Genomic DNA, 26253 nt, shown 5'->3' with positions numbered 1-26253 from the left:
GGGGCCCTGCGATATCATCGCCGCGACGCGGGACGGTCCCGCACTCGGAGCAGGGGATGATCGGAACACGCAAGCTGGCGCGCGCCGCCGCGCTCTTGATACTGGCCGCCGCGCTGCCGGCGGCGGCGCAGAACCTCAACTTCCTGCGCAGCTCGGTGCTGGCGTCGATGAGCACGGACGACAAGCGCGAGGCGGCGGCGGCATTTCGCGCCGCGCTCGATCAGGCCGCCGACGGCGAAGCACGCGAGTGGGCGAGCGCGCAGAGTGGCGCCAGCGGCGTGTTCGAACCGATTCGCTCCTATCACGACGCGCTCGTCGATCTCGACTGCCGCGAGGCGCGCATGACGCTGAAGGCCGGCGGTCGCGAGGAGCAGGGGCGCTATTACCTCTGCAAGGCGAGCGACGGCCGCTGGAAGTTCACGCGTCCGCCGGGCTTCACGCGCTGAAGCGAGCGCGTCGCGCTTGCCCCATACGCAAGCGTATGGATAGACTGGCCGGCCTCTGATCTCGTCCGCCCGTCCATGTCGCCTGCCGCTCCCGTCGAACCGAAGCAGAGCCTCACCGCCGATGCCTGGGCCGAGGCGGCGCTCGAGGTGATCGCGCAAAGCGGCTTCGACGCGGTCGCAGTCGAACCGCTCGCACGCCGCCTCGGTGTGACCAAGGGTTCGTTCTACTGGCATTTCGAGAATCGCGACGCGCTGCTGTGTGCCGCGCTCGAACGCTGGGAGCGCGCCGAGACCGACGACATCGTCGCGCGCATCGGCCCCGAGCCCGATCCGTACCAGCGCATCGTCAAGCTGTTCAAGGCGGCCAACGCCAGCTATCGCGCCGGGCGCCTGTACCTGGCGATCGCCGCCGCCGAGGACAAGCCGATGGTGCAGAGCTTCGTGCGCCGGGTGTCCGAGCGGCGCATGCAGTATCTGTTCGAGTGCTATCGTGCCCTGGGCTTCAGCGAAGCTTCAGCGGCGCATTGGGCACGATTCGCCTATGCCACGTTCATGGGCAATCTGCAGATCGGCCGCGACACGCCGGAGCTGATGCCGACCGGCGCTGAGTTCAGCGAGTACGTGAAGCTCATGATCAAGGTGCTGATCCCGCGCGAGGCGCCGCCCGACGACGACGGCGACCCGCCCGCCTAGACGCCGCTCCGCGCCGCGGGGCTTTGTCGCAGGAGGCTGAAGATGACGACGCTCATCGTGGTGCTGTTCCTGGTCGCGGCCTGGTGCCTGGCTTTCATCGGCGCGCCGCTGTTCGTCTGGACCGTGGCCGTGGCGCTGCTGCTCGCAGCGCTCGGCTTCGCGTCCGCGCTCGGGGCGACGGCCTTGCTCGTGTGCAGCGCCGCGTTCGGAGTGCTGGCGCTGCTGCTCAACGTGCTGCCGCTGCGCCGTGCCGTGCTGAGCGGTTGGATCTTCGCGATCTTCAAGAAGGTGCAGCCGGAGATGTCCTCGACGGAGCGCGAGGTGCTGGAGTCCGGCGACATCTGGTGGGAGGCGGAAATGTTCCGCGGCCGCCCGGACTGGGAAAAGCTGCTGAGCTTCCAGTACACGCGGCTGACGGCCGAGGAGCAGGCCTTCCTCGACCACGAGTGCGAGGTGCTGTGCAAGCTGTGCGACGACTGGCAGATCGAATACGAGGCCAAGGATCTGCCGAAGGCGGCCTGGGACTACATTCGCGAGAAGAAGTTCTTCTCGATGCTGATCAAGAAGGAGTACGGCGGCCTCGGCTTCTCGGCCAACGCGCAGTCGGCGGTCGTCACCAAGCTCGCCACCAAGTCGATCACGCTGGCGGTGACGGTGATGGTGCCGAACTCGCTCGGTCCGGGCGAGCTGCTGATGCATTACGGCACCGACGAGCAGAAGAAGAAATGGCTGCCCGGTCTCGTCGACGGCAGCGAGATTCCGTGCTTCGGCCTGACCGGCCCGGAAGTCGGCTCCGATGCGACGGCGATGCCGGACGTCGGTTACGTCGGCTATGGTGAAATCGACGGCAAGAAGACGCTCGGCATCCGCCTAACCTTCTCGAAGCGCTACATCACGCTGGCGCCGGTCGCGACGGTGATCGGCCTGGCGTTCAAGCTGCGCGATCCGGACGGCCTGCTCGGCGACATGAGCAAGCTCGCCAAGGACGGCGATCTCGGCATCACCTGCGCGCTGCTGCCGGCGACGACGCCGGGTGTGCACATCGGCCGCCGCCACTATCCGGGCGCCGCGTTCATGAACGGCACGATCCACGGCCGCGATGTGTTCGTGCCGATCGATGCGGTCATCGGTGGCCCGGCGATGGCCGGCAAGGGCTGGCGCATGCTGACCGAGTGTCTGTCGGCGGGCCGCGGCATCTCGCTGCCGGCGCTGGCGACCGCCGCCGGCCAGGTCGGTTACCGCATGACCGGCGTCTACGCGCGTTTCCGCCGCCAGTTCAAGGTCCCGGTCGGCAAGTTCGAAGGCGTGCAGGAGGCGAGCGGCCGCATCGCCGGCTACGCCTATACGCTCGAAGCGATGCGTGTGCTGACCGCGTCGGCCGTCGATCACTGCGCGCCCGGCGTGACCACGGCGATCGCCAAGTACCACATGACCGAGCTGATGCGGAAGATCATCAACGATGGCATGGACGTGCTCGGCGGCAAGGGCATCCAGCAGGGACCGCGCAACTTCATGGCGACCGGCTACAAGGCGACGCCGGTGGCGATCACGGTCGAAGGCGCGAACATCCTGACGCGCAATCTGATGATCTACGGCCAGGGCGCGATCCGCTGCCATCCGTACGTGTTCCCCGAGATGGAGGCCGCGCGCGAGAACGACCTCGTCAAGTTCGACAAGCTGCTGTTCGGACACCTCGGCTTCGCGATCAATCGCGCCGTGCGCGCCTTCACGCTGGCGCTGAGCGGCGCGCGGCTGGCGCGCGCACCGGTGCTGGGCGAGTTCGCGCCGCACTTCCGGCAGCTGGAGCGGATGTCGGCGGCGCTGGCCTTTGCATCCGATCTGACGATGGGCACGCTCGGCGGCAAGCTGAAGTTCAAGGAACGCCTGTCGGCGCGGCTCGGCGACGTGCTGTCGCAGCTCTACATCGCGTCCTGCGTGCTGAAGTTCTACTACGAAGGCAGTAAGAGCGAGGCCGAGCGCGCGCACGCGCGCTGGGCGCTGGACCATTGCCTGTCGGAGATCGGGCACGCCTTCGACGGCTTCATTCGCAACTTTCCGGTCGCCTGGGCGCGCGGTCTGCTGCGTGTCGTGGTGTTTCCGCTCGGCAATCGCTTCCATCCGGTCAGCGACCGGGTCAACGCGCGCGTCGCGGATCTGCTGCTTGAGCCCAGCGACGTGCGCGAGCGCCTGTCGTGGCTGGTCTTCAAGAACGGCGGCGAGCGTGATCCGATCGGCCGCATGGAGCACGCCTGGCGCGTCGGTCTGAGCAGCGAGGCGGCCTACGTGAAGTATTTCCGGCTCGCCAACAAGGGTGCGATCGTCGGCGACACGGTCGCCGCGCGGCTCGACGACGCGCTCCGCCGCGGCCTGCTCAGCGCCGAGGAGGTCGCGCAGGCACGCGCCTACGACGCCGCCCGCTACGACGTCATCCTGACCGACGACTTCAGCAAGGAGTACCTCGCCGGCGACTTCGCCGCCGAGGCCGCTGCCGCGATCGAGGCGGCCGGCCTGCTGGCGCGCGTCGCCTAGCGGTTGAGGTTCGACACGGCGTTCAGCGGAATGCGGCTGACCGGCGGGTCGTAGCCGCCGCTTCGCGGCGTCCGCAAGCGCGGACGGGACGTCCGCCGCATGCGCTGCGCCTCCGTGCTGGCGCCGCTTGCCTGGGGCGGTGGCGCCGGCTCGTGATGGTCCTCGCATGCGCCGCCGTCCGGGATCGGCCGCGGCATCATTGTTGTGCCCGACGCCTTTGGCGAAGATACGCGCCATTCCATACACGCACCGGGGACCTCGATGAGCGCCGCAATCCTGATCGGCAAGGGCGACGACACGCCGCAACGGCTGCTCGCGCAGTACGCGAACCGCCACGGCCTGGTCGCCGGAGCGACCGGTACCGGCAAGACGGTGACGCTGCAGATCCTCGCCGAGGGGTTTGCGCAGCTTGGCGTGCCGGTGTTCGCCGCCGACATCAAGGGCGACCTGTCCGGCATCGCCGCCGCCGGCGAGGCCAAGCCCAAGCTCGTCGAGCGTGCGGCGACGATCGGCGTCGAGAGCTGGGCGCCGGCGCCGAACCCGACGGTGTTCTGGGACGTGTTCGGCACGAGCGGCCATCCGGTGCGCGCGACGGTGTCAGACATGGGGCCGGTGCTGCTGGCGCGCCTGCTCGATCTGTCCGATGTGCAGGAAGCGGTGCTGTCGCTGGTCTTCCGCTACGCCGACGACCAGGGCCTGTTGCTGCTCGATCTCAAGGACCTGCGCGCCGTGCTGCAGTACGTCGGCAGCAACGCCAAGTCGCTCGGCACCGACTACGGCCTGGTAACGTCGGGTTCGGTCGGTGCGATCCAGCGCGCGCTGCTGCAGCTGGAGAGCGACGGCGCCGAGCATTTCTTCGGCGAGCCGGCCCTCGATCTTGCCGACTTCATGCGCTGTGACATGACCGGCCGCGGCATCGTCAACGTGCTCGCCGCCGATGTGCTGTATCAGAAGCCGCGGCTGTACTCGACCTTTCTGCTGTGGCTGCTGTCAGAGCTGTTCGAGCGCCTGCCGGAAGCCGGAGACGCCGACAAGCCGAAGCTGGTGTTCTTCTTCGACGAGGCGCACCTGCTGTTCAAGGACGCGCCGAAGGCGCTGGTCGAGAAGGTCGAGCAGGTCGTGCGCCTGATCCGCTCCAAGGGCGTCGGCGTCTACTTCGTCACGCAGAATCCGCTCGATCTGCCGGACGCCGTGCTCGGCCAGCTCGGCAATCGCGTGCAGCACGCGCTGCGCGCGTTCACGCCGCGCGACCAGAAGGCGGTCAAGGCGGCCGCCGAGACGTTCCGCCCGAATCCCAAGCTCAAGGTGGCCGACGTGATCCAGGCGCTCGGCGTCGGCGAGGCGCTGGTCTCGACGCTTGACGAGAAGGGCGTGCCGACCGTGGTCGAGAAGACCCTGATCGCGCCGCCGCGCTCGCGCATCGGGCCGCTGACGGCGGACGAGCGCCAGCAGGTGCGTTCGCGCAGCCCGGTCGCCGGCCGCTACGAGCAGGCCGTCGATCGCGAATCGGCGTACGAGAAGCTCAGCGTCCGGGCCGCACCGGCTCAGCCGGCCGCGCCGGCGGCGGCGGGCGGCGATACCGGCTGGTGGGACCGCGGCAGTGCGCCGGCGCCAACGACTGCGGGGCGGGCGACGAAGCCTGCCGGCGCCGCCGCACGCCGCGGCGATACGGTGGTCGAGGTGGCGATCAAGAGCGCCACGCGCAGCGCCGCCTCGTCGATCGGCCGCGAGGTCGGCCGGCAGCTGCTGCGCGGGCTGCTCGGATCGCTGTCGCGGCGCTGAGGCGGGGGCTGCGGCGGGGCGCGGGTATACTGCGCGGCCTTCCCGTCCGCTCGCCCGCCGCGCCTGATTCCCGCGATGCCCGTTCGTTTGCTCCTGCTGTCGCTGTTCCGGTGCCCCGGCCCGAAGGGTGGGCGGCCGTGAGCGCGCATCCGCTCGCCGCGCACCTCGATAACGGCCTGGCCGCGCTGCGCCTGGAGCTGCCGTCGCCGGTGCGCGCCGCGCTGCTGCGCTATCTCGACGAGATGGCGCGCTGGAACACGGCCTACAACCTGACGGCGATCCGCACGCCGAGCGAGATGGTGACCAAGCACGTGCTCGATTCGCTGGCGGTCCTGCCGGTGTTGCGCGAGTTCGTGCCGGGCTTTCCGGATGTGCGCCTGCTCGACGTCGGCAGCGGCGCCGGCCTGCCGGGGATTCCGCTGGCGATCGCCGAGCCGCAGCTGCAGGTCACGGTGCTCGACAGCAACGGCAAGAAAGCGCGCTTCATGCGCCACGCGGTGCGCACGCTGGGCCTCGCCAACGTCGAGGTCGCCGAGGCGCGCGTCGAGGACTGGCGGCCGGACCGCCCGTACGCCGGCATCGTCAGCCGCGCCTTCGCGTCGCTCGCCGATTTCGTGACCGCCACGGCGCCGCTGCTGGCGCCCGGCGGCCCCGAAAGTGGTGTCTGGATCGCCATGAAGGGCAAACTAGATCCCGCCGAGCTGGCGGCCGTGCCGTCCGCAGCCGCCATCCTGGAAACGCGGCGCCTGCGGATTCCGGGGCTGTCCGAAGAGCGCCATGCCGTCATCGCAAGCCTGAAGCCATGAGTCACATCATCGCGGTTGCCAACCAGAAGGGCGGCGTCGGCAAGACGACGACCTCGATCAATCTCGCTGCCTCGCTGGGGGCGACCAAGCGGCGCGTGCTGCTCGTCGATCTCGACGCGCAGGGCAATGCGACGATGGGCGTCGGCGTCGACAAGAGCCAGCTGCGCTACAGCACGCGCGACGTGCTGCTGGAGCAGGTCAAGATCCGCGACGCGATCCAGTATCTGCCGGACCTCAATCTGTCGCTGCTGCCGGCCAATGCCGATATGACCGAGGCCGAGATCAAGCTGCGCGAGGTCGCGCTCGGCGATTTCGCGCTGCGCACCGCGCTCGCCGAGGTCGCCGAGGATTACGACTACGTCATTCTCGACTGTCCGCCGGCGTTGTCGAAGCTGACCGTCAACGCCCTGGTCGCTGCCGACGGCGTGCTGATCCCGATGCAGTGCGAGTATTACGCGCTCGAAGGCCTGTCGGCGCTGATGGACACCGTGCAGAAGATCAAGCGCGTCATCAATCCCAAGCTGGAGATCGAGGGCCTGCTGCGCACCATGTTCGATCCGCGCAACAACCTCGCCAACGACGTCTCCGGCCAGCTGACCCAGCATTTCGGCGACAAGGTCTACCGCACCCTGGTGCCGCGCAACGTGCGCCTCGCCGAGGCGCCGAGCCACGGCCTGCCGGTGATGCTCTATGACGCCAATTCCTCCGGCGCCAAGGCTTATCTCGCGCTGGCCGGCGAGGTGCTGCGCCGCCACGACGGCGGCCAGCTGCGGCTGCCGGCGTAGGCTCATGAAGACGGAATCCACGATGCGCGCGGCCGGCCGCGGCCGGCATTTTGTCCTGCGGGAGAGGAAGCGGTGAGTACGAAGAAGCGGGGACTCGGGCGCGGGCTCGATGTGCTGCTCAGCAGCGTCGCCAACACGGTCGACGAGGAGGCCGGCGACCAGCTGCGCGAACTGCCGGTCGAAGCGCTGCAGCCGGGCCGGCACCAGCCGCGCCGCCAGTTCGACGCCGCCGCGCTGGAGGCGCTGACCGAGTCGGTGCGGGCGCAGGGCATCGTCCAGCCGATCGTGGTCCGCGCCGTCGGCGGCGACCGCTACGAGATCGTCGCCGGCGAGCGTCGCTGGCGCGCCGCCAAGCAGGCCGGACTCAAGACCGTGCCGGCGGTCGTCAAGACGCTCGACGAGCAGGGCGCAATGGCGGTGGCGCTGGTCGAGAACATCCAGCGCGCCGACCTGAACCCCCTCGAAGAGGCCGAGGCGCTGCACAAGCTGATCCGCGATTGCGGGCTCACGCACGAGGCGGCGGCGACCGCGGTCGGCCGCTCGCGCACGCACATCACCAATCTGCTGCGGCTGATCGAGCTCAACGAGGATGTCCAGCAACTGGTGCGCAACGGCCACCTGAGCTTCGGCCACGCCAAGGTGCTGCTCGGCGTCGACGGGGCGCGGCAATCTTCGCTGGCCAAGCTGGCGGTCGAGAAACAGATGTCGGTGCGGCAGGTCGAGGCGCTGGTCCATGCCGACGATGCCGCCAAGCCGCGCCCTGCCAAGGCGCGCGTGCCGGCGGTCGAGCAGGAGCTGGCGCAGAAGATCGGCCTGCCGGTGCGCCTGCAGCAGAACGACGCCGGCCGCGGCCGGCTGACTGTCAGCTTCAAGAACGCCGACGAGCTGCAGCGTCTGCTCGCGCGGCTCGGCTGAAGTTGGCAGCGGGGGTTGTTCGCCGGCGCCGCCGGCGAACGGACAGGACGGCCTGGGGAGGCCGAGGGGGAGCGATGCACGAGGCAGTCGTGGGAGCGGCGCTGGTCACCGGCGCTTCGTCGGGACTGGGCGCCGAGTACGCCCGCCAGCTGGCGGCGCGCGGCTACGACCTGATCCTGGTCGCCCGTTCGCAGGACCGGCTCGAAGCGCTGGCGACGGAACTGCGCGCCGTGCCCGGCGTGCGCGTCGAGGTGATGCGTGCGGATCTCGCCGTGCCCGGTGCCGGTCTCGCGCTGGCGGCGCGGGTCGAGGCGCTCGGCTGGCCGGTCGCGATGCTGGTCAACAATGCCGGCTTCGGCGTCGCCGGCCACTCCGCGGCGCTCGATGCGGTGCGCCTGCAGCAGATGATCACGCTCAATTGCACGACGCTGGTCGAACTGACGCAGGCCTTCCTGCCGGCGATGCAGGCACGCCGCGCCGGCGCGATCATCAACGTCGCTTCGCTGGCCGGCTTCCAGCCGATGCCGTACATGGCGGTTTACGGCGCGACCAAGGCCTTCGTGCTGTCGTATACCGAAGCGCTGTGGGCCGAGACGCGCGAGCGCGGCCTGCGCTGCCTCGCGGTCTGCCCCGGGCCGGTCGACACGCCGTTCTTCGAAGCGGCCGGCGGTTCGCATCTGCGCCAGGCCGTGCCGTCGGCGCTGATGGCCCAGCCGGCCGAGGTCGTCGCGCGCAGCCTGCGCGCGCTCGATCGCGGATGCACGACCTTGGTGCCCGGACTGGCGAGCCGGATGGTGGCGGTGCTGCCGCGTCTGTTGCCGCGGCGCTGGCTCGCGGCTGCCACCGCGCGCATCATGCGTCGCTAGGGCAGCGTGCTGATACTGCGTCGAAACCGTGACATCGCAAGGTTTTTGCAATGATCTTCGTCTTGCCGAGCGAAATAATAAGCCGCTATACTCTCTGCGATTGATTGGTGCATTGCACCAAGCTGGCTCGCAGCGACTTATGAAGATTGCGACGCGCATTGCGTGCTATCAGTTGATAATCGCAGTCTCGTGTGCCGTCCTCTGGGGTGCGTTTGGAGGAGGTCGGGAAGGGTTGGCGGCTCTGGCCGGAGGTGGGATCGGTGCCGTGCTGACCTTCTACGCCGGGCTGAAGACGTTTTCGGCTTCCTCCACGGATGCCCAATACGCGGTGATGAATTTTTATCGGGCCGAGGTGAGGAAACTGATCCTCGCCGTGGTGTTGTTCGCGGTAGCGGTCCGGCTGTTTGCAGATGTGTTTGCTCCGGTCCTGGTCACGTTTGCATTGACCTTGCCGGTTTACTGGTTCGCGCTTCTTTGGGATTCGAGCGATGGCTGAAGCGGGTCACTCTCCTGCCGAATACGTTACTCACCACCTGCGGCACTGGTCGAGTGGGCATGATTCCGCTTTCATTAGCTTGACGGACTGGCACCTCGACACCCTCCTCATCTCGACCCTGCTCGGGCTGGTCTTCCTGACGCTGTTCCGCATCGCCGCCGTGCGCGCGACGGCCGGTGTGCCGGGCAAGCTGCAGAATTTCGTCGAAGTGCTCATCGAGTTTGTTGACAATTCTGTCAGGGATTCGTTCCACGGTTCGCGCGCCTTCGTCGCGCCGCTGGCGCTGACGATCTTTGTCTGGGTGTTCCTGTGGAACGCGATGGACCTGCTGCCGGTCGATCTGGTGCCGAAGCTCTGGGCCGCCGGCCATGCCGCGGCCGGTGAAGATCCGGCCCACGCCTACATTCGCGTCGTGCCGTCGGCCGACATGAGCGCGACCTTCGCGCTGTCGCTGTCGGTGTTCTTCCTGATCTTCTTCTACAGCTTCAAGAGCAAGGGCTTCGGCGGCTACGCCAAGGAGTTCCTGACGCACCCGTTCGGGCCGTGGCTGATGCCGTTCAACCTCATCCTGAACATCGTCGAGACGCTGGCCCGTCCGCTGTCGCTGGCGCTGCGACTGTTCGGCAACCTCTACGCCGGCGAACTGATCTTCATCCTGATCGCGCTGCTGCCCTGGTGGGCGCAGGTCGTTCCGGGGCTGGGCTGGGCCATCTTCCACATCCTCGTCATCACGCTGCAGGCGTTCATCTTCATGACGCTGACCATCGTGTACCTGAGCATGGCCAACGAGCATCACTAGACGTTCTGGTTTTCGGCTGAATCGCGGCACTAGTTTTACCGTTTTCCACCACGCAACATCACGGAGTTAGGAGTAAACCATGGAGCTCATCGCTCAGATCCAGGCCAACACGGCGCTGACCATCGGCATCATCTTCGGCCTCGCTGCGCTCGGCACGGCCATCGGCTTCGGCCTGCTCGGCGGCAAGTTCCTCGAAGGCGCCGCCCGCCAGCCGGAAATGGCGAACATGCTGCAGACCAAGATGTTCATCATCGCCGGCCTGCTCGACGCCGTCGCGATCATCGGCGTCGCCATGGGTCTGCTGCTGATGTTCGCGAACCCGCTGCTCGCCGCGGTTCAGCAGTAAGCGTCGTTTTTCCGTCTCACTCAACCGGAGCTTAGCCCATGCAGGCAAGCATCCCGTCGATCGTCGGCCAGATGATCGTGTTCGGCCTGTTCGTGTGGTTCACGATGAAGTTCGTGTGGCCGCCGATCACGAAGGCGCTCGAGGAGCGTCGCTCCCGCATCGCCGACGGTCTGGCCGCGGCGGAGAAGGGCTCGCGCGCGCTGCAGGATGCCTCGCTGAAAAGCGAAGAGGCGCTGAAGGCGGCTCGCGTGCAGGCGCAGGAGATTCTCGCCAACGCCAACAAGCAGGCTTCGCAGATCGTGGAGCAGGCCAAGGGCACGGCGCAGGTCGAGGCCGAGCGTATCGTCGCCAAGGCGCACGAGGACGTGCAGCGCGAAGTCGCCCATGCCCGTGACGAACTGCGCAAGCAGGTCGGCGAGCTGGCGGTCGCCGGCGCGGCCAAGATCCTCAAGCGCGAAATCGACGCGAAGGCGCATGCCGACGTGTTGAACGAGCTGGCGGCGAAGATCTAAGGCACGATGATGGCGGACTTCAGCACGGTGGCTCATCCGTACGCGAAGGCGGTTTTCGAGCTTGCGCGCGAGAGCGGTGACTACAAGGCCTGGGGCGAATCCCTGCAGGCGCTCGCGGCGCTGTTCGGCAACCCGGAGATCGCGGCTCTGACGGCAAACCCGTCGCTGACGCGCGCCGATCTGTCGGCGGCGCTGGTGCAGGCGCTCAGCGGCAAGCTGCCGGCGCAAGCGCTGACGCTGGTCCGCCTGCTGGTCGAGAACCACCGGCTGGCGGTGCTGCCGGCGCTCGCGGCCGAGTACGAGCGCTTGCGCGACGAGGCCGAGAAGCGCGTCGAGGTCGAAATCACCTCGGCGGCGACGATCGACGCGGCGCAGCAGGAAAAGCTGGTGGCGGCGGTCAGGCAGCGGCTGGCGCGCGACGTCGCCGTCAGCTGGCAGGTCGATCCGGCGCTGATCGGTGGCGCGGTGATCCGGACGGGCGACATGGTCCTCGACGGCTCGTACGCAGGCGAACTCGCGCGGCTCAAAACCGTCGTGACGCAGTGAGACTGGCGCTCTAACGCGGAAAATTTTCAGGAATCGGTTCCTATGCAACTCAATCCTTCCGAAATCAGCGACCTCATCAAGGCGCGCATCAAGAACTTCGATGCGGCCTCCGAGGCCCGCAACGTGGGTCAGATCGTCTCCCTGCAGGACGGTATCGTCCGCGTGCACGGCCTGTCCGACGCGCTGCAGGGTGAAATGCTCGAATTTCCGGGCAACACCTTCGGCATGGCGCTCAACCTCGAGCGCGATTCCGTCGGCGCGGTGATCCTCGGTGACTACAAGCACCTGAAGGAAGGCGATACCGTCAAAACTACCGGCCGCATTCTCGAAGTGCCGGTCGGTGAGGCGCTGCTCGGTCGCGTGGTGGACGCGCTGGGCCGCCCGATCGACGGCAAGGGGCCGATCGCCGCCGCCGCGATGAGCCCGATCGAAAAGATCGCCCCGGGCGTCATCGCCCGCAAGTCGGTCACCCAGCCGGTGCAGACCGGCTACAAGGCGATCGACGCGATGGTGCCGGTCGGCCGCGGCCAGCGCGAGCTGATCATCGGCGACCGTCAGACCGGCAAGACCGCGCTGGCGATCGACACGATCATCAACCAGAAAGACTCGGGCATTAAGTGCGTCTACGTCGCGATCGGCCAGAAGGCCAGCTCGATCGCCAACGTCGTGCGCAAGCTCGAAGAGTACGGCGCGATGGCGAACACGATCGTCGTCGCCGCCTCGGCGTCGGAAGCCGCCGCGCTGCAGTTCATCGCGCCGTACGCCGGCTGCTCGATGGGCGAGTACTTCCGCGACAAGGGCGAGGATGCGCTGATCATCTATGACGACCTGTCGAAGCAGGCCGTCGCCTATCGCCAGGTCTCGCTGCTGCTGCGCCGCCCGCCGGGCCGCGAAGCGTTCCCGGGCGACGTGTTCTATCTGCACTCGCGTCTGCTGGAGCGCGCCGCGCGCGTCAACGAGGACTACGTCGAGAAGATGACGAACGGTGCCGTCAAGGGCAAGACGGGTTCGCTGACGGCGCTGCCGATCATCGAGACCCAGGCCGGCGACGTGTCGGCGTTCGTGCCGACCAACGTCATTTCGATCACCGACGGCCAGATCTTCCTCGAGACCGACCTGTTCAACGCCGGCATCCGTCCGGCCATGAACGCCGGCATCTCGGTGTCGCGCGTCGGTGGTGCGGCGCAGACCAAGATCATCAAGAAGCTCGGCGGCGGCGTGCGTCTGGCGCTCGCGCAGTACCGCGAGCTGGCGGCCTTCGCGCAGTTCGCTTCGGACCTCGACGCGGCGACGCGTGCGCAGCTCGAGCGCGGCCAGCGCGTCACCGAGCTGATGAAGCAGAAGCAGTACCAGCCGCTGTCGGTCGGGCGGATGGGCGCGACGCTGTACGCGGTCGAGAAGGGTTACATCGACAAGGTGCCGGTGAACAAGGTCCTGGCCTGGGAAGAAGGCCTGCACCAGTTCATCGCCGGCAACCACAAGGACCTGCTCGACAAGCTCGACACCGGCGACTGGAACGACACGCTCGAAGCGGGTCTGAAGTCGGCGATGGAAACCTACGTCAAGCAGTCCGCCATCTAAGACGGGAGCGAAGCCGTGGCCGGCGCCAAGGAAATCCGCACCAAGATCAAGAGCGTCAAGAACACGCAGAAGATCACGCGTGCGATGGAAAAAGTCGCCATGTCGAAAATGCGCAAGGCGCAGGATCGCATGGCGGCCGCCCGTCCGTACGCGGAGCGTCTGCGGCGCACGCTCGGTCATCTGGCGCAAGCGAACCTCGAGTACAAGCATCCGTTCATGGTCGAGCGCGAGGTCAAGCGCGTCGCGTTCCTGATCGTGTCGACCGACCGTGGCCTCTGCGGCGGTCTGAACATGAACGTGTTCCGCGCGACGATCCGCGCGATCCGCGAGTGGCAGGCCAAGGGCATCGAGGCCGAGCTGGTGCTGGTCGGCAACAAGGCGATCTCGTTCTTCCGTCGCGTCGGCGGCAAGGTGCTGGCGAGCGCCACGCAGCTGGGTGACCGTCCGCAGCTCGAACAGCTGATGGGCATCGTCAAGGTGCTGTCGGACGCCTACCGCGACGGCCAGGTCGACCGCGTGTTCGTGGTCGCCAACCAGTTCGTCAACACCATGACGCAGCGCGCCGATGTCGTGCAGTTGCTGCCGGTGCAGCCGTCGGACAGCGAAGGCCTGCTCGAACACTGGGACTACCTGTACGAGCCGGATGCGGTCGAACTGCTCGATACGGTGCTGGCGCGCTACACGGAATCGCAGATCTACCAGGCGGTGATCGAGAACGCGGCATCCGAACAGTCCGCGCGCATGGTGGCGATGAAGGCGGCGTCGGACAATGCCGGCAAGATCATCAACCAGCTGCAGCTGCAGTACAACAAGGCTCGCCAGGCGAACATCACCAAGGAACTGGCGGAAATCGTCGGCGGCGCGGCGGCTGTCTGAAGTTTTGGAAAATTGTGGCGCAGCGGCCTAGCGGCGCGCGCGAGAAGCGGATCGGAAGAAGGTCAAACATATGAGCACTGGCATGAGCACTGGCAAGATCGTTCAGGTCATCGGCGCGGTCATCGACGTGGAATTTCCGCGCGACGCGATCCCGGCCATTTACGATGCCCTCAAGATCGACGGCACCGATCTGACGCTGGAAGTCCAGCAGCAGCTCGGCGACGGCGTCGTGCGCACGATCGCGCTCGGCTCGTCGGAAGGTCTGAAGCGCGGCCTCGAAGTGCGCAACACCGGCAAGCCGATCTCGGTGCCGGTCGGTCCGGCCACGCTCGGCCGCATCATGAACGTGCTCGGCGAGCCGATCGACGAAGTGGGCCCGGTCAACACCGAGCAGCACTGGTCGATCCACCGCGCGGCGCCGAGCTACGAAGACCAGGCCGGCTCCACCGAGCTGCTCGAAACGGGCATCAAGGTCATCGACCTGCTGTGCCCGTTCGCCAAGGGCGGCAAGGTCGGCCTGTTCGGCGGCGCCGGCGTCGGCAAGACCGTCAACATGATGGAGCTCATCAACAACATCGCCAAGGCGCACTCGGGTCTGTCGGTGTTCGCCGGCGTCGGTGAGCGTACGCGTGAAGGCAACGACTTCTATCACGAGATGATGGAATCGGGCGTCGTCAACGAGAAGAACCTCAGCGAGTCCAAGGTGGCGATGGTCTACGGCCAGATGAACGAGCCGCCGGGCAACCGTCTGCGCGTCGCGCTGACCGGCCTGACGATGGCCGAGTACTTCCGCGACGAAGGCCGCGACATCCTGTTCTTCGTCGATAACATCTATCGCTACACGCTGGCCGGTACCGAAGTGTCGGCGCTGCTCGGCCGTATGCCGTCGGCGGTCGGTTACCAGCCGACGCTGGCCGAGGAAATGGGCGCGCTGCAGGAGCGCATCACCTCGACCAAGAAGGGCTCGATCACGTCGATCCAGGCCGTCTATGTTCCGGCCGACGACCTCACCGACCCGTCGCCGGCGACGACCTTCGCGCACCTCGACTCGACCGTCGTGCTGTCGCGTGACATCGCCTCGCTGGGCATCTACCCGGCGGTCGACCCGCTCGACTCGACCTCGCGCCAGCTCGATCCGAACGTCATCGGCGCCGAGCACTACAACACCGCCCGCGACGTGCAGGGCGTGCTGCAGCGCTACAAGGAACTGAAGGACATCATCGCGATCCTCGGCATGGACGAGCTCAGCGAGGAAGACAAGCAGGTCGTGTCGCGCGCGCGCAAGATCCAGCGCTTCCTCTCGCAGCCGTTCCACGTCGCCGAAATCTTCACCGGCTCGCCGGGCAAGTACGTGTCGCTGAAGGAAACGATCCGCGGCTTCCGCGGCATCGTCGATGGCCAGTTCGATCACCTGCCGGAGCAGGCGTTCTACATGGTCGGCACGATCGACGAAGCCGTCGAGAAGGCGAGCAAGCTCTGATCGGCTGACAGGCCGGGAGAACGCACATGCCACAACTCCACGTCGATATCGTTTCCGCCGAAGGCCACATCCACTCGGGAGCCGCCGAGATGGTGTTCGCCCCCGCGGAAATGGGCGAAGTCGGCATCGCGCCGCGCCATGCGCCGCTGCTGACCCGGCTCAAGCCGGGCACGCTGCGCGTCAAGACGCCGGATGGCCAGGAACTGCCGTTCTTCGTCAGCGGCGGCATCCTCGAGGTGCAGCCCTACCTCGTCACCGTGCTCGCCGACGCGGCGCTGCACGGCAAGGATGCCGACGAGGCTGCCGCCCTGAAGGCCAAGCAGGAAGCCGAGGAGAAGCTGGCCGGCGCCAAGACGCAGGTCGACATTGCCAAGGCCCAGGCCGCCATCGTCGAAGCTGCGGCGCGCCTCGAGTTCGTGCGCAAGCTCAACGCGCCGAGCCATCACTGAAACGGCGGCGTCGCTGCATCTGAAAACGGGGCGCCGCAAGGCGCCCTTTTTCATTACCCCGCAGCAGCCCGCCCGCCGGGCGATTCGCCCGATCACCGCGTCGCAGGCGAACCGGTTAAAGTCCGCCGATCATTCATTACGCGCGTCCAGCGCGCGCCGCCGCCATGCCTGCACCGCTACACGTCATCATCCTCGCCGCCGGCCAGGGCACGCGCATGAAGAGCGCGCGGCCGAAAGTCCTGCATGAGATCGCCGGTCGCGCGATGCTCGGGCACGTCATCGACGCCGCGCAGCAACTGGCGCCGGCCGCCATTCATGTCGTCGTCGGCCATGGCGGCGAGGCCGTGCGCGCCTGGGCCGCGGTCCACGCCGGCGGCGTGCCGCTGTACTGGGCGGCGCAGGCCGAGCAGCTCGGCACCGCGCATGCGGTGCAGCAGGCGATGCCGCAGATTCCCGACGCCGCGCAGGTTCTGATCCTCTACGGCGATGTGCCGCTGGTACGCACCGCCACGCTGGCCGCTTTGATCGAGGCCGGGCGCCGCACGCTGGCGCTGCTGACCGTCGAGCTCGCCGATCCCGCCGGCTACGGCCGCATCCTGCGCAACCGCGGCCGTGCGATCACGGCGATCGTCGAGGACAAGGACGCCACGCCGCGCCAGCGCGCGATCCGCGAGGTCAACACCGGTCTGATGAGCGTGCCCGCCAAGCGCCTGCGCGGCTGGCTGGCGCGCGTCAAGAACCGCAATGCCAAGGGCGAGTACTACCTGACCGACATCGTCGGCATGGCGGTCAAGGCCGGCCTGAAAGTCGCCGCCGCCAGTGCGGTCCCGGACGAGGTCGAGGGCGCCAACGACCGCGCGCAGCTGGCGCATCTCGAACGCCTGTACCAGGCGCGGCAGGCCGGCGCTTTGCTGGCCGACGGACTGGCGCTTGCCGATCCGGCGCGCTTCGATCTGCGCGGCCGCCTGACGCACGGCCGCGATGTGCATGTCGACGTCGGCTGCGTGCTGGAAGGCACGGTCGTCCTCGGCGAGGGTGTGCACATCGGTCCGTACTGCGTACTGCGCGACGTGACGCTGGGCGCCGGCACGCGCGTTCATGCGCATTCGGTGCTCGAAGGGTGCACGGCCGGCGCGGACTGCGTGATCGGCCCGTTCGCGCGCGTGCGGCCGACGACGCAGCTCGCCGACGGCAGCCACGTCGGCAACTTCGTCGAGATCAAGAACGCGCAGCTCGGCGCCGGCACCAAGGCCAATCATCTCGCCTACGTCGGCGATGCCACGATCGGCAGCCGCACCAACATCGGCGCCGGCGTCATCACCTGCAACTACGACGGCGCCAACAAGCACCGCACGACGATCGGCGACGACGTCTTTGTCGGCTCCGACACGCAGCTGGTCGCGCCGGTCGCGGTCGGCGACGGCGCGACGATCGGCGCCGGCTCGACGATCACGCGCGACGTGCCTGGTGGCGGCCTGACCATCGCCCGGGCGCGCGAGCAGAAAACGCTGGCGGTCTGGAAACGGCCGCGCAAGGGCGGCGCCGGCTAGGGGCGGCTGGACGCCAACAGCGCCGCTGGGGCCGGGTCCGGCCGCGGCCGACTCAGCCGACTCAGCCGGGATGCGCCGGCCGTACCAGTAGCGGCGGATGGCGCAGCGCCGACCATAGGCCAAGCGCGACCGCGGAGGCGTGTCCGGCGGCAAGGCCCAGCGCCGCACCAAACGCGCCCTGCCACGGCGTCAGCGCGAGGCTGACGAGCGTGGCGACCGCCGCTGCGGCGTAGAGGACGTGCCGGGCGCCGCCGGCGTCCCAGTGCGCGGCGTGATAGCGATACAGCGGGCGCGCCGTGACCGACAGGGCTTCGGCGACGATCAGCGCCAGATACACGCCGAGCGCGGCGGCGTACGGCGCGCCGTACTGCGCGAGGCTCCACTGCGCGGCGACGATCAGCAGCGTCGCCATCGCGGCGCTGGCGAGCGCGACGCCGCTCAGTGCCAGCCACAGCGCGCCGCGTCCGTAGGCGCCGCCGAGATGGCTGCCGAGGCGGCCGAGCCGCGGCGCGACCAGCAGCGCGAGCACCGGCATCAGGTACAGGATCAGCTGTGCGCTGCGCGTGCTGACGGCGAACAGCGCCATCTCGTCCGGCGGCGCGAGCGCGACGAGCAGGCCCAGCGGCGCCCACAACAGGGCGACATTGGCGAAGCCGATGCCGGCTTCCGACTCGATCTGACGGTCGATCTGCGCCCACGCGGCACGCCGCGCCGCGTCGCGCGTGGCGGCGACCGGCGCCACACCGAACACGCGCCGCGCGAAGCCGCGCGCGACGCCGGCCGCCAGCAGACTGCCGGCGAGGAAGATCCACGAGAACAGTTCGAGCGGCGGATGCGGCGGCGCGACGGCCACCGCCAGCAGGATCGCGCCGTTCATCACGTAGGCCGTGCACATCAGGCCCATCAGATAGCGGTTGGCGGCGCGCAGCGCGGCGCCGATCATCGTCGCGTAACCGGCGAACGGCAGCGCCAGCACGAACGGCACGAAGGTCTGCAGGTAAGGGCGCAGGTACTGCGCCATCACGTCGAGGTCGGCGGCGATGACGAGCAGCACCGCGCAGATCAGGCAGCAGCGCTTCATGAAGCGCGCGCTCAGCTCGCGCAGTACTTCGGCGTCGCCGATGCCGGTACTGTGCGCCAGCCCGGCGACGATATGCCGGCCGAGGTAGACGTCGAACTTGGCGCGCATGAAAGCGGCGCCGGCCAGGGTGACGACGAAGCCCTCGAAGAACAGGCCGGTGTCGAACAGCGACAGCGTCCGCGCGATCGCCAGCGTCGCGGCGATCTGCAGGACCACGCCGAGTGCGCGGAACGCCGTGTCGGCGGCGCGCGGCCCTGCTCCAGTCGACGCATGCCCGGCTTGCGATGACGTCGCGCTCATGTCCGTGCTCCCGGGCCGATGGCCCCTGTCTCCCCGTCGACATCGTATGCCGTCGGCCTCGCGGCCCCCATACACCGTTCGGACGAATCCGCGGCCGGCCGCCCCGCCCGGGCCGGGCGGCGGTCCGCGGCGCCGGGCGCGCAGCCGGTAGAATGCGCGCTTCGGCCGGCCGACCGGCCTCCCATTTCCCGGAATCCTGCGCATGTGCGGAATTGTCGGCGCCATCGCGGCGCGTGATGTCAGTGCGATCCTGATCGAGGGCCTGCGCCGCCTCGAATATCGCGGCTACGACTCCACCGGCGTCGCTCTCGTCGACGCCCACGGCGGGCTGCACCTGCGCCGCGCCGTCGGCAAGGTCGCCCGTCTCGAAGACAAGCTGCGCCTGCAGCCGGCCGCGGGCCCGCTCGGCGTCGCCCATTCGCGCTGGGCGACGCACGGCGGCGTGACCGAGGCCAACGCGCACCCGCACGTCTCCGGCGACCGCATCGCGCTGATTCACAACGGCATCATCGAGAACTACGTCGAGCTCAAGGCCGAACTGCGCGCGAAGGGCTATGTGTTCTCGTCGGAGACCGACACCGAGGTCATCGCCCATCTGATCCACGAGTTCGTGCGCGGCGGCCTTGACCTGACCGAGGCCGTGCAGCAGGCCGTGCGCCGCCTGAAAGGCGCCTACGCGATCGTCGTGTTCGACGCCCTACATCCGGACCGCATCTGCGTCGCGCGCATCGCCAGCCCGCTGGTGATCGGGCTCGGTGAAGCGGGCGCGGGCGAGAACTTCGTCGCCTCCGACGTGCAGGCGCTGCTGCCGGTCACGCGCCGCTTCCAGTTCCTCGAAGAAGGCGACGTCGCCGACATCCGTCGCGACCGCGTCGTCATCTACGACGGCAGCGGCGCCGTCGTGCAGCGGCGCGTGCACGAGTCCTCGCTGTCGGCCGATGCGGTCGAGCGCGGCGAGTTCGCGCACTACATGCTCAAGGAAATCCACGAGCAGCCGCGCGCGCTCGCCGACACGCTGTCCGAGCGCCTGCTCGGCGACCACGTGCTCGAAGCCGCGCTCGGCCCGCGCGCCGCGCAGATCCTGCCGCAGGTGCAGAGCGTGCACATCGTCGCCTGCGGCACCAGCTATCACGCCGGGCTGGTCGCGCGTTACTACCTGGAGCAGGGCACGCGCATTCCGTGCACCGTCGAGGTCGCCAGCGAATATCGCTATCGCGATCCGGTCGTGCTGCCCGGCACGCTGTTCCTCGCGATCTCGCAGTCCGGCGAGACCGCCGACACGCTGGCCGCGCTGCGCGAGGCCAAGAAGCTCGGCTACATCGCCACCGGTGCGATCTGCAACGTGCCGGAATCCTCGCTGGTGCGTGAGGCCGACCTCGTGCTGATGACGCGGGCCGGCCCCGAGATCGGCGTCGCCTCGACCAAGGCCTTCACCACCCAGCTTGCCGCGCTCGGCATGCTCGGTCTGGCGATCGCGCAGTGCAAAGGTTTCGACCGTCGCACGATCGCCGTCTACGCGCGGCAGATGGCGCAGGTGCCGGAACTGGTCGAGCACACGCTCAAGCTCGACCCGCAGATCCGCGAGTGGGCCAAGCGCTTCGCCGACAAGCACCACGCGCTGTTCCTCGGCCGCGGCCCGACCTTCCCGGTCGCGCTCGAAGGTGCGCTCAAGCTCAAGGAAATCTCGTACATCCACGCCGAGGCCTACGCTGCCGGCGAGCTCAAGCACGGCCCGCTGGCGCTGGTCGACGACGACATGCCGGTGGTCGCCGTGGCGCCGAACAACGCCCTGCTCGAAAAGCTGAAGTCGAACCTGCAGGAAGTGCGCGCGCGCGGCGGCCGCCTGTTCGTGTTCGCCGATCCGGACACCGGCATCGAGCCGGCCGACGGCGTCGACGTCATCACCATGCCGGATCACATCGAGGCGCTGCAGGCGCCGCTGGTCTATACCGTGCCGCTGCAGCTGCTCGCGTATCACGTCGCCGTACTGCGCGGCACCGACGTCGACCAGCCCCGCAACCTCGCCAAGAGCGTCACCGTGGAGTGACGCGGGGCGCGCTCAGCCGCTGTTTCCGACAATTAATTTCGTAGACAGGCAAATATATTTGGAGACTCGCAAATATATTCGTGGACTGTTAGCGCACTGCAGCCCACTCGTGATTTGCGCAGGCGGGCCGCAACTCTGCCCTGTCAGGAGCTTTCCCGACTTTTTAGCGATTTCCCATTTCCCCATGCGCATGTGCTCCAATTCACATATCACCGTGGAAGATTCGAGCGCGGACAATGCAATTAGATTGCCGGCTTTTCTTGCCGGGCTATGATTGATTCCTCGGGGATTGGGGATTGTCATGAGCATTGTCACTCGCAAGTTAAGCCTCGCGTGGGTTCTTCTTGTCGTCGCTACTTCTTCGTACGCGTCTACTGCACTACCTACGGAAGAAGAGATCAAAGGGATACAAGCTCTTTGCGGGTCCGGGAGCATTCAATCGGCGTCGCTCAAGGCGAACCTGGACGCCGCTATCAAGAGCTGGAAAGAGGCTTCAGCTAACGCTTCGGTCGAGGTAGCGAAGAGTAATTTGGCTGGATACCTGAGTCGTGTGACGAACAATCAAGATCTCGCACCGGTGATGCAGGTCTACACCGGCTGCGTTAGAGATACTCTCCAGCAGTTCCTCGATCGAGAGAGCCGCGAGCCACACCCCGTAAGTTCGAATGGGAGAAGTGGAGCGCTGCTGCGATCTGCATATATCTCGGAGGACGACATTTGGCGTGAAGGGTGCAGCGAGGCACGCGACGATGCCTTCCGCGCCTTAGCCGCCATGTGCCCCAACGGCACGATCTCTGTAACTGGTGAGTCCTGCCCTCAGAAATTGGGCAGCCCCAGGACCTATTCAGCGACGCTCGCGGCGTTGTGTCGCATAAACTGAACGAGGAGCGACGATGAAGATCGGGACGCTCAATATGCTCATAGGACTGCTGTTCCTTCCACTTGTAGCATCGGCGGACTGCACCGTCGAAGAAATGCAGCGAATGGCCAGAGGTGGAACTGGCAAGGATGCGATTAAGGATCAGTGTGACTACGAAGTTAGCGACGCGCCGCGTTGCTCTTTCACGCGCGTTGTTACGTTGGTAATGGCGAAGAAGCTTCGCTACGAGATCGACGATGAATGTGGGCTTTGCGACAACGCGACTTGCGAAACGGAGCGTGGCAGTTGCAGCTTAGGCCGCGCGCCGCCTGGCCAGGGTAATGGGAGTGCCTGCACTTGCTTTACTCCATACGGGCCGATTACCGGTGAGGTCGCGTGTGAGTAGGTATGACCAGAAACATCTCCACTAAAGCCGGATCTGCGTATCTCTTGCGCAGTGAAAAATCCTTGTCGGCTCGAGTCAGTCAGAAATAGGGGGCTCGCGACCTTACATCGGATTGTGCTGCGATGGAACTGAGCAATCGTGAGATTGCGGCCATGATTTGGCTGACGATCTTCTTTGTCTGGACTCTGGCCCGCGACAAGAGTGGCGAGATCCGGCGCAGCCTGGCTCATCTCGTCAGGGCCTTTTTTGTCAGGCATATCATGCTCGTCATGTTGTGGGCAGCGCTCTGGATCGTCCTGTGCGTACGCCTGCTGATCTGGCTTGGTTTCTGGCACCTCGACAATCTGAAAACCACAGTGATGTGGGCAGTCCCCTTTGCGTTCGTGACTCTACTTGATGCCAATCGCGTCACCGAGGAAAAGACCTACTTCAGAAACACCATTCGCGACACGGTGAACGTCACGGTGCTTATTACCTTCGTCGCCGAGCTATACAGCTTTTCGCTTCCCGTCGAATTGCTGCTCACTCCGCTCTTAACCTTGATCGGCGGCGTCGCGATTTTCAGTGAGGGAAAGCCGGAATACGCACCAGCCATAAGGTCGCGCTGAGCCTCTCGATCATCGTCGGCCTTCTGCTAGTCGGCCACAGCGTCTACGAAGCAGCGGGCGATCTCGAGGGATTCGCAAACCTCGCGAATCTCCGCGAATTTTGCATTCCCGTCGTGCTGTCGCTGGCTTTTCTTCCGTATCTGTACGTCGTTAGTGTGCTCATGCTTTACGAAAAAACGCTCGCTGGCACTGCCTGGGTCCTAAGAGACAAGTCGCTGCGTCGATATGCACTGTGGCAGACGGTTTTGAGCTTCCGTCTCGACCTCGAAGGCCTACGGCGCTGGAAGCGCGATGTGGGGCTGTTCCGCCCAGAGAGCCGCGCGGACATCCGCAAAATCATCACGGACGTCAAGGTGCGACAGAGGAAGAAGAAGTACCCGCCGACGGTCCCTGCTGAACTCGGCTGGAGTCCGTACCAAGCAACGGCATTTCTCTCTGGTCTGGGTTTAGGCGCCGGTGACTACCATCCCATCGTCGGCGGCGAATGGAGGGCGGGATCCACGATGCTGAAGCTTGATGACGGCATCCTTGCCGACAATCTCGCGTCCTACGTCGAGGGTGATGAGAAAGCAGTCAAGCGGCTCACACTGCGCCTCCATGTCAATGATCGTGCGCGTGGCGAGGCCGCCGATGCACGTTTCGTGCAAGCCTGCGAAGCGCTGCTCGTTGCTGCCGTCCAACCCTCCGCGTCACAAGAGTTGGTTTGCGAGAGGGGGCAGGCCGATACCGTGATTGACGGACGGCACGTGCGCATGCATTCGGAAGATTTTGCAGATCCGGAACGCGGCTATACCCGCACTCTGTGTATCGACCACAGGCCAATCTCGCAATGATGTGACCCGCCACCACATCAAGCGCTGGGTGGTAATGCTGTCAGTCCACGACTTTAATTGCATCGGTCTCTTACACGTCGTGGGCGAGTCCTCGACTTTGTGGCTGGCTTCGACAAAGCTAACTTGTTGATTTATCGACTTCGCAAGTCTACGACTTTAATTGCTCGGATCAGCCGCGCACGGCGCGCCAGACGAGCAGCGCCGCAGCGATCAGCGCGACGACGGCGAAGGCCTGTTGCAGGCGCGGGCCGGCGATGCGATGCGCGACGAGGCGGCCGGCGACGAGGCCGAGCACGGCGCCGCCGGCGAACGGTGCACCGAGCGTCCATTGCATCTGTCCGGACCAGGTGGCGCTGGCGACGCTGCCGATCGACACCAGTGCGATCACCGCGAGCGAGGTCGCGATGATGCTCTTGGTGTCGAGATCGGTGTTGCGGTTCAGCGCCGGCACGATGACGAAGCCGCCGCCGACGCCGAGCAGGCCGGTCAGCAGGCCGGATACCACTCCGGTGCCGGCCAGCGCGCGCGCACAGGGGCGCGTCCAGTGCAGCCGCGAGTCGCGCGGGTCGACGACGCAGGGGCGCATGTTGCGCGGCTCCGGCGCGACGCCGGTGCGCAGATGCATGTGCGCCTGGCGCAGCATGCGCACGGCGACGTAGGCGAGCACGGCGGCGAAGGCGATCGCCAGCGGGGCGTTCGGCAGACGATGCGCGAGCCACTGGCCGAGCGGCGCGACGACGACGCCGATCGTCGCGATCAGCGCCGCGGCGCGGTAGCGGACGATGCCCTGGCGCAGGCCCATGACCGCACCGACGGCGGCCGACAGGCCGACGGCGAGCAGGCCGATCGGCGCCGCCGTGGTCATCGACAGGCCGAGCCCGAACACCAACAGCGGCACGGCGAGAATGCCGCCACCGGCGCCGGTCAGCGCCAGGATCAGCCCGACCACGGCGCCGAGCGCCGGCGGCAGCAGCAGGTGCTGCGGCATCAGCCGACCAACTCCGGCTTGGCCAGCCACTCGCGGCCCTTGAGCATCGCCTCCCAATACAGCGGCGGCAGGAGGCGTTCCTTCAGCAGCCAGGCGGCGCGCGTCGGCTTGCGGCCGTCGAGCAGCCAGGCCGGGAAGCTCGGCTTGAGCTTGCCGCCGTAGCCGAACTCGGCGAGCACGATCTTGCCGCGCTCGACGGTCAGCGGGCAGGAGCCGTAGCCGTCGTAGCGGCCGTTGAGCGGCCGGCCCTTGAGCGCGGCGATGACGTTGTGCGCGACGGTCGGCGCCTGCTTGCGGGCGGCGGCGGCGGTCTTGGCGTTCGGCATGTTGCCGGCGTCGCCGAGGCCGAAGATGTCGGCGTAGCGACGGTGCTGCAGCGTCGCCGGATCGACGTCGATCCAGCCGGCGGCATCGGCGAGCGGGCTGCTGCGGATGAAGTCGGGCGCCGTCTGCGGCGGCACGGCGTGCAGCATGTCGAACTCGCGCTCGACGGTTTCCTGGCTGCCGTCGGGCCGCGTGCGCGCGAAGCGCGCGACCTGGCGCGGACCGTCGACCGCCGTCAGCGTGTGGCCGAAGCTGAGTTCGACCTCGTAGCGGCGGATGTATTCCATCAGCGCCGGCACGTAGTCGGCGACGCCGAACAGCACCGCACCGGCGCTGAGGAACTCGGTCTTGATCGCGCCCTGGCGGCCGTTCCGGCGCCAGTGGTCGCAGGACAGGTACAGCGCCTTCTGCGGCGCGCCGGCGCATTTGATCGGCATCGGCGGCTGCGTGAACAGCGCGCGGCCGCGCTGCAGCTCCTGCACCAGCTTCCAAGTGTAGGGCGCGAGATCGTAGCGATAGTTGGAGGTGACGCCGTGGTGGCCGAGGCTCTCGGCGAGGCCGGGAATCGCCGTCCAGTCGAGCTTGAGACCCGGGCAGACGACCAGCATCTCGTAGCGCACGACGCGGCAGCCTTCGAGGATCACCACCTTGTTCTCGGGCTCGAAGCCGGCGACCGCGGCCTTGATCCAGTGCACGCCGCGCGGGATCAGCCGCGCCATGCTGCGCGCCGTCGTCTCCGGCCGGAACACGCCGGCGCCGACCAGGGTCCAGCCGGGCTGGTAGTAGTGCGTGTCGGCGGGGTCGATGATGGCGATGTCGAGCTTCGGGTCGCGCGCGAGCAGGCTCGAAGCGGTGGCGATGCCGGCGGCGCCGCCGCCGACGATCACGACCGTGTGCCGCGCGTCGGTGCGCGTCGCCGCGCCGGCGCCGCAGCGGTTGAGACGATCGCCGATCGCGCCGAGGTCGTAGCCGGCCTCGTGCGCGCGCTGCACCAGCGCCTCGACCGGTTGCTGTCGCGCGGCCTGCGACAGTGCCCACAGCGTCGTCGAGCGCATGCCGGTGCGGCAGAACGCGAGGATCGGCCGGTCCGCCGTTTCGAGCAGCTTGCCGAAGAGCACGGCGGTGTCGTCGTCGACGCGGCCGGAGACCACCGGCAGGTAATGCAGGCGCAGACCGGCGGCGGCCGCCGCCTCGGCGAGTTCCTGGTGCGTCGGCTGATCGGCGCCTTCGCCGTCCGGCCGGTTGCAGATCAGCGTACGCACGCCCTGCGCGGCGACGGCCGGCAGGTCGGCAACCTGGATCTGGGCGGAGACGAAGAGCGTGTCGCTGAGGGCGCGAAGCTGCATGTGT

25 protein-coding genes are annotated in these 26253 nt (G+C 67.4%); 22 read left to right on the top strand and 3 right to left on the bottom strand.

Annotated features, from left to right (window positions below; translation table 11 throughout):
• Positions 1 to 56: 56 nt before the first annotated feature.
• From K343_RS0113000 to glmU, 18 genes are all read left to right on the top strand, one after another.
• On the top strand, positions 57 to 446 hold the full coding sequence (locus tag K343_RS0113000) for an RT0821/Lpp0805 family surface protein (protein WP_028008456.1): 390 nt from the start codon (positions 57 to 59) through the stop codon (positions 444 to 446).
• Positions 447 to 521: 75 nt separating this feature from the next.
• Entirely contained in the window at positions 522 to 1139 is a 618-nt protein-coding gene (locus K343_RS0112995) for a TetR/AcrR family transcriptional regulator (RefSeq protein ID WP_028008455.1), read from the top strand.
• Positions 1140 to 1181: 42 nt separating this feature from the next.
• Positions 1182 to 3668, top strand: coding sequence for an acyl-CoA dehydrogenase (locus K343_RS0112990; RefSeq protein ID WP_028008454.1), 2487 nt, complete (start codon positions 1182 to 1184; stop codon positions 3666 to 3668).
• A 261-nt stretch (positions 3669 to 3929) separates the two neighbouring features.
• Complete coding sequence (locus tag K343_RS0112980; protein WP_028008452.1) at positions 3930 to 5450, top strand: helicase HerA-like domain-containing protein; 1521 nt, start codon at positions 3930 to 3932, stop codon at positions 5448 to 5450.
• A 137-nt stretch (positions 5451 to 5587) separates the two neighbouring features.
• A complete protein-coding gene (gene rsmG, locus K343_RS0112975) occupies positions 5588 to 6256 on the top strand; it encodes a 16S rRNA (guanine(527)-N(7))-methyltransferase RsmG (protein ID WP_028008451.1) in 669 nt (222 codons plus the stop codon).
• Positions 6253 to 7041, top strand: a complete 789-nt coding sequence (locus tag K343_RS0112970; protein ID WP_028008450.1) for a ParA family protein — start codon at positions 6253 to 6255, stop codon at positions 7039 to 7041. Before rsmG ends, K343_RS0112970 begins: the two co-directional genes overlap by 4 nt.
• Before the next feature lie 72 nt (positions 7042 to 7113).
• Positions 7114 to 7956 (top strand): ParB/RepB/Spo0J family partition protein, encoded by an 843-nt coding sequence (locus tag K343_RS0112965; protein ID WP_028008449.1) that lies wholly within the window; start codon positions 7114 to 7116, stop codon positions 7954 to 7956.
• Positions 7957 to 8030: 74 nt separating this feature from the next.
• The gene (locus tag K343_RS0112960; RefSeq protein ID WP_028008448.1) at positions 8031 to 8822 is read left to right on the top strand and encodes an SDR family NAD(P)-dependent oxidoreductase; all 792 of its coding nucleotides are present in this window, start codon (positions 8031 to 8033) and stop codon (positions 8820 to 8822) included.
• A 139-nt stretch (positions 8823 to 8961) separates the two neighbouring features.
• Positions 8962 to 9318, top strand: coding sequence for an ATP synthase subunit I (locus tag K343_RS23465; protein WP_051278348.1), 357 nt, complete (start codon positions 8962 to 8964; stop codon positions 9316 to 9318).
• Positions 9311 to 10117 (top strand): F0F1 ATP synthase subunit A, encoded by an 807-nt coding sequence (atpB, locus tag K343_RS0112950; protein WP_028008447.1) that lies wholly within the window; start codon positions 9311 to 9313, stop codon positions 10115 to 10117. The genes K343_RS23465 and atpB overlap by 8 nt, the downstream gene beginning before the upstream one ends.
• Before the next feature lie 79 nt (positions 10118 to 10196).
• On the top strand, positions 10197 to 10463 hold the full coding sequence (gene atpE / locus K343_RS0112945; protein WP_020648156.1) for a F0F1 ATP synthase subunit C: 267 nt from the start codon (positions 10197 to 10199) through the stop codon (positions 10461 to 10463).
• Between the two features lie 38 nt (positions 10464 to 10501).
• Entirely contained in the window at positions 10502 to 10975 is a 474-nt protein-coding gene (locus tag K343_RS0112940) for a F0F1 ATP synthase subunit B (protein WP_028008446.1), read from the top strand.
• Between the two features lie 9 nt (positions 10976 to 10984).
• On the top strand, positions 10985 to 11521 hold the full coding sequence (locus K343_RS0112935) for a F0F1 ATP synthase subunit delta (protein WP_028008445.1): 537 nt from the start codon (positions 10985 to 10987) through the stop codon (positions 11519 to 11521).
• A 42-nt stretch (positions 11522 to 11563) separates the two neighbouring features.
• Complete coding sequence (gene atpA, locus K343_RS0112930; RefSeq protein WP_028008444.1) at positions 11564 to 13102, top strand: F0F1 ATP synthase subunit alpha; 1539 nt, start codon at positions 11564 to 11566, stop codon at positions 13100 to 13102.
• Positions 13103 to 13117: 15 nt separating this feature from the next.
• Positions 13118 to 13978, top strand: a complete 861-nt coding sequence (gene atpG / locus K343_RS0112925) for a F0F1 ATP synthase subunit gamma (protein ID WP_028008443.1) — start codon at positions 13118 to 13120, stop codon at positions 13976 to 13978.
• 82 nt (positions 13979 to 14060) lie between these two features.
• Positions 14061 to 15458: a F0F1 ATP synthase subunit beta gene (atpD, locus tag K343_RS0112920; protein WP_028008442.1), complete on the top strand. Its 1398-nt coding sequence runs from the start codon at positions 14061 to 14063 to the stop codon at positions 15456 to 15458.
• 26 nt (positions 15459 to 15484) lie between these two features.
• A complete protein-coding gene (locus K343_RS0112915) occupies positions 15485 to 15907 on the top strand; it encodes a F0F1 ATP synthase subunit epsilon (protein ID WP_028008441.1) in 423 nt (140 codons plus the stop codon).
• A gap of 164 nt (positions 15908 to 16071) precedes the next feature.
• On the top strand, positions 16072 to 17457 hold the full coding sequence (gene glmU / locus K343_RS0112910) for a bifunctional UDP-N-acetylglucosamine diphosphorylase/glucosamine-1-phosphate N-acetyltransferase GlmU (RefSeq protein ID WP_028008440.1): 1386 nt from the start codon (positions 16072 to 16074) through the stop codon (positions 17455 to 17457).
• 61 nt (positions 17458 to 17518) lie between these two features.
• Here glmU and K343_RS0112905 read toward each other — a convergent pair whose 3' ends face one another.
• On the bottom strand, positions 17519 to 18838 hold the full coding sequence (locus K343_RS0112905; RefSeq protein ID WP_154662561.1) for a hypothetical protein: 1320 nt from the start codon (positions 18836 to 18838) through the stop codon (positions 17519 to 17521).
• A 202-nt stretch (positions 18839 to 19040) separates the two neighbouring features.
• Between K343_RS0112905 and glmS the strand changes: the two genes are divergently transcribed.
• From glmS to K343_RS24545, 4 genes are all read left to right on the top strand, one after another.
• On the top strand, positions 19041 to 20885 hold the full coding sequence (glmS, locus tag K343_RS0112900; protein ID WP_028008438.1) for a glutamine--fructose-6-phosphate transaminase (isomerizing): 1845 nt from the start codon (positions 19041 to 19043) through the stop codon (positions 20883 to 20885).
• Between the two features lie 301 nt (positions 20886 to 21186).
• Entirely contained in the window at positions 21187 to 21765 is a 579-nt protein-coding gene (locus K343_RS24550) for a hypothetical protein (protein ID WP_154662560.1), read from the top strand.
• Positions 21766 to 22272: 507 nt separating this feature from the next.
• Positions 22273 to 22758 carry a hypothetical protein gene (locus K343_RS0112895; protein WP_028008437.1) on the top strand — a complete coding sequence of 162 codons (486 nt, stop codon included), beginning with the start codon at positions 22273 to 22275 and terminating at the stop codon, positions 22756 to 22758.
• Between the two features lie 113 nt (positions 22759 to 22871).
• Positions 22872 to 23591: a hypothetical protein gene (locus K343_RS24545; protein ID WP_154662559.1), complete on the top strand. Its 720-nt coding sequence runs from the start codon at positions 22872 to 22874 to the stop codon at positions 23589 to 23591.
• A gap of 169 nt (positions 23592 to 23760) precedes the next feature.
• Here the strand turns inward: K343_RS24545 and K343_RS0112885 are convergent, their stop codons facing one another.
• Complete coding sequence (locus K343_RS0112885) at positions 23761 to 24579, bottom strand: sulfite exporter TauE/SafE family protein (RefSeq protein ID WP_028008435.1); 819 nt, start codon at positions 24577 to 24579, stop codon at positions 23761 to 23763.
• A complete protein-coding gene (locus tag K343_RS0112880; protein ID WP_028008434.1) occupies positions 24579 to 26249 on the bottom strand; it encodes a bifunctional protein tyrosine phosphatase family protein/NAD(P)/FAD-dependent oxidoreductase in 1671 nt (556 codons plus the stop codon). Before K343_RS0112880 ends, K343_RS0112885 begins: the two co-directional genes overlap by 1 nt.
• Between the last annotated feature and the right edge of the window lie 4 nt (positions 26250 to 26253).

Origin of the sequence: Solimonas flava DSM 18980 (assembly GCF_000426685.1) — a bacterium.
Lineage (GTDB): Bacteria > Pseudomonadota > Gammaproteobacteria > Nevskiales > Nevskiaceae > Solimonas > Solimonas flava.
The sequence above is the reverse complement of the archived record's forward strand: the minus strand, read 5'-3'. Positions and strand labels throughout refer to the sequence as shown.

Coding starts and splice junctions, on each gene's coding strand:
- K343_RS0113000 (WP_028008456.1), top strand. CDS start 57: ATGATCGGAACACGCAAGCTGGCGCGCGCCGCCGCGCTCTTGATACTG.
- K343_RS0112995 (WP_028008455.1), top strand. CDS start 522: ATGTCGCCTGCCGCTCCCGTCGAACCGAAGCAGAGCCTCACCGCCGAT.
- K343_RS0112990 (WP_028008454.1), top strand. CDS start 1,182: ATGACGACGCTCATCGTGGTGCTGTTCCTGGTCGCGGCCTGGTGCCTG.
- K343_RS0112980 (WP_028008452.1), top strand. CDS start 3,930: ATGAGCGCCGCAATCCTGATCGGCAAGGGCGACGACACGCCGCAACGG.
- K343_RS0112970 (WP_028008450.1), top strand. CDS start 6,253: ATGAGTCACATCATCGCGGTTGCCAACCAGAAGGGCGGCGTCGGCAAG.
- K343_RS0112960 (WP_028008448.1), top strand. CDS start 8,031: ATGCACGAGGCAGTCGTGGGAGCGGCGCTGGTCACCGGCGCTTCGTCG.
- K343_RS23465 (WP_051278348.1), top strand. CDS start 8,962: ATGAAGATTGCGACGCGCATTGCGTGCTATCAGTTGATAATCGCAGTC.
- atpB (WP_028008447.1), top strand. CDS start 9,311: ATGGCTGAAGCGGGTCACTCTCCTGCCGAATACGTTACTCACCACCTG.
- atpE (WP_020648156.1), top strand. CDS start 10,197: ATGGAGCTCATCGCTCAGATCCAGGCCAACACGGCGCTGACCATCGGC.
- K343_RS0112940 (WP_028008446.1), top strand. CDS start 10,502: ATGCAGGCAAGCATCCCGTCGATCGTCGGCCAGATGATCGTGTTCGGC.
- K343_RS0112935 (WP_028008445.1), top strand. CDS start 10,985: ATGGCGGACTTCAGCACGGTGGCTCATCCGTACGCGAAGGCGGTTTTC.
- atpA (WP_028008444.1), top strand. CDS start 11,564: ATGCAACTCAATCCTTCCGAAATCAGCGACCTCATCAAGGCGCGCATC.
- atpD (WP_028008442.1), top strand. CDS start 14,061: ATGAGCACTGGCAAGATCGTTCAGGTCATCGGCGCGGTCATCGACGTG.
- K343_RS0112915 (WP_028008441.1), top strand. CDS start 15,485: ATGCCACAACTCCACGTCGATATCGTTTCCGCCGAAGGCCACATCCAC.
- glmU (WP_028008440.1), top strand. CDS start 16,072: ATGCCTGCACCGCTACACGTCATCATCCTCGCCGCCGGCCAGGGCACG.
- K343_RS0112905 (WP_154662561.1), bottom strand. CDS start 18,838: ATGAGCGCGACGTCATCGCAAGCCGGGCATGCGTCGACTGGAGCAGGG.
- glmS (WP_028008438.1), top strand. CDS start 19,041: ATGTGCGGAATTGTCGGCGCCATCGCGGCGCGTGATGTCAGTGCGATC.
- K343_RS24550 (WP_154662560.1), top strand. CDS start 21,187: ATGAGCATTGTCACTCGCAAGTTAAGCCTCGCGTGGGTTCTTCTTGTC.
- K343_RS0112895 (WP_028008437.1), top strand. CDS start 22,273: ATGGAACTGAGCAATCGTGAGATTGCGGCCATGATTTGGCTGACGATC.
- K343_RS0112885 (WP_028008435.1), bottom strand. CDS start 24,579: ATGCCGCAGCACCTGCTGCTGCCGCCGGCGCTCGGCGCCGTGGTCGGG.
- K343_RS0112880 (WP_028008434.1), bottom strand. CDS start 26,249: ATGCAGCTTCGCGCCCTCAGCGACACGCTCTTCGTCTCCGCCCAGATC.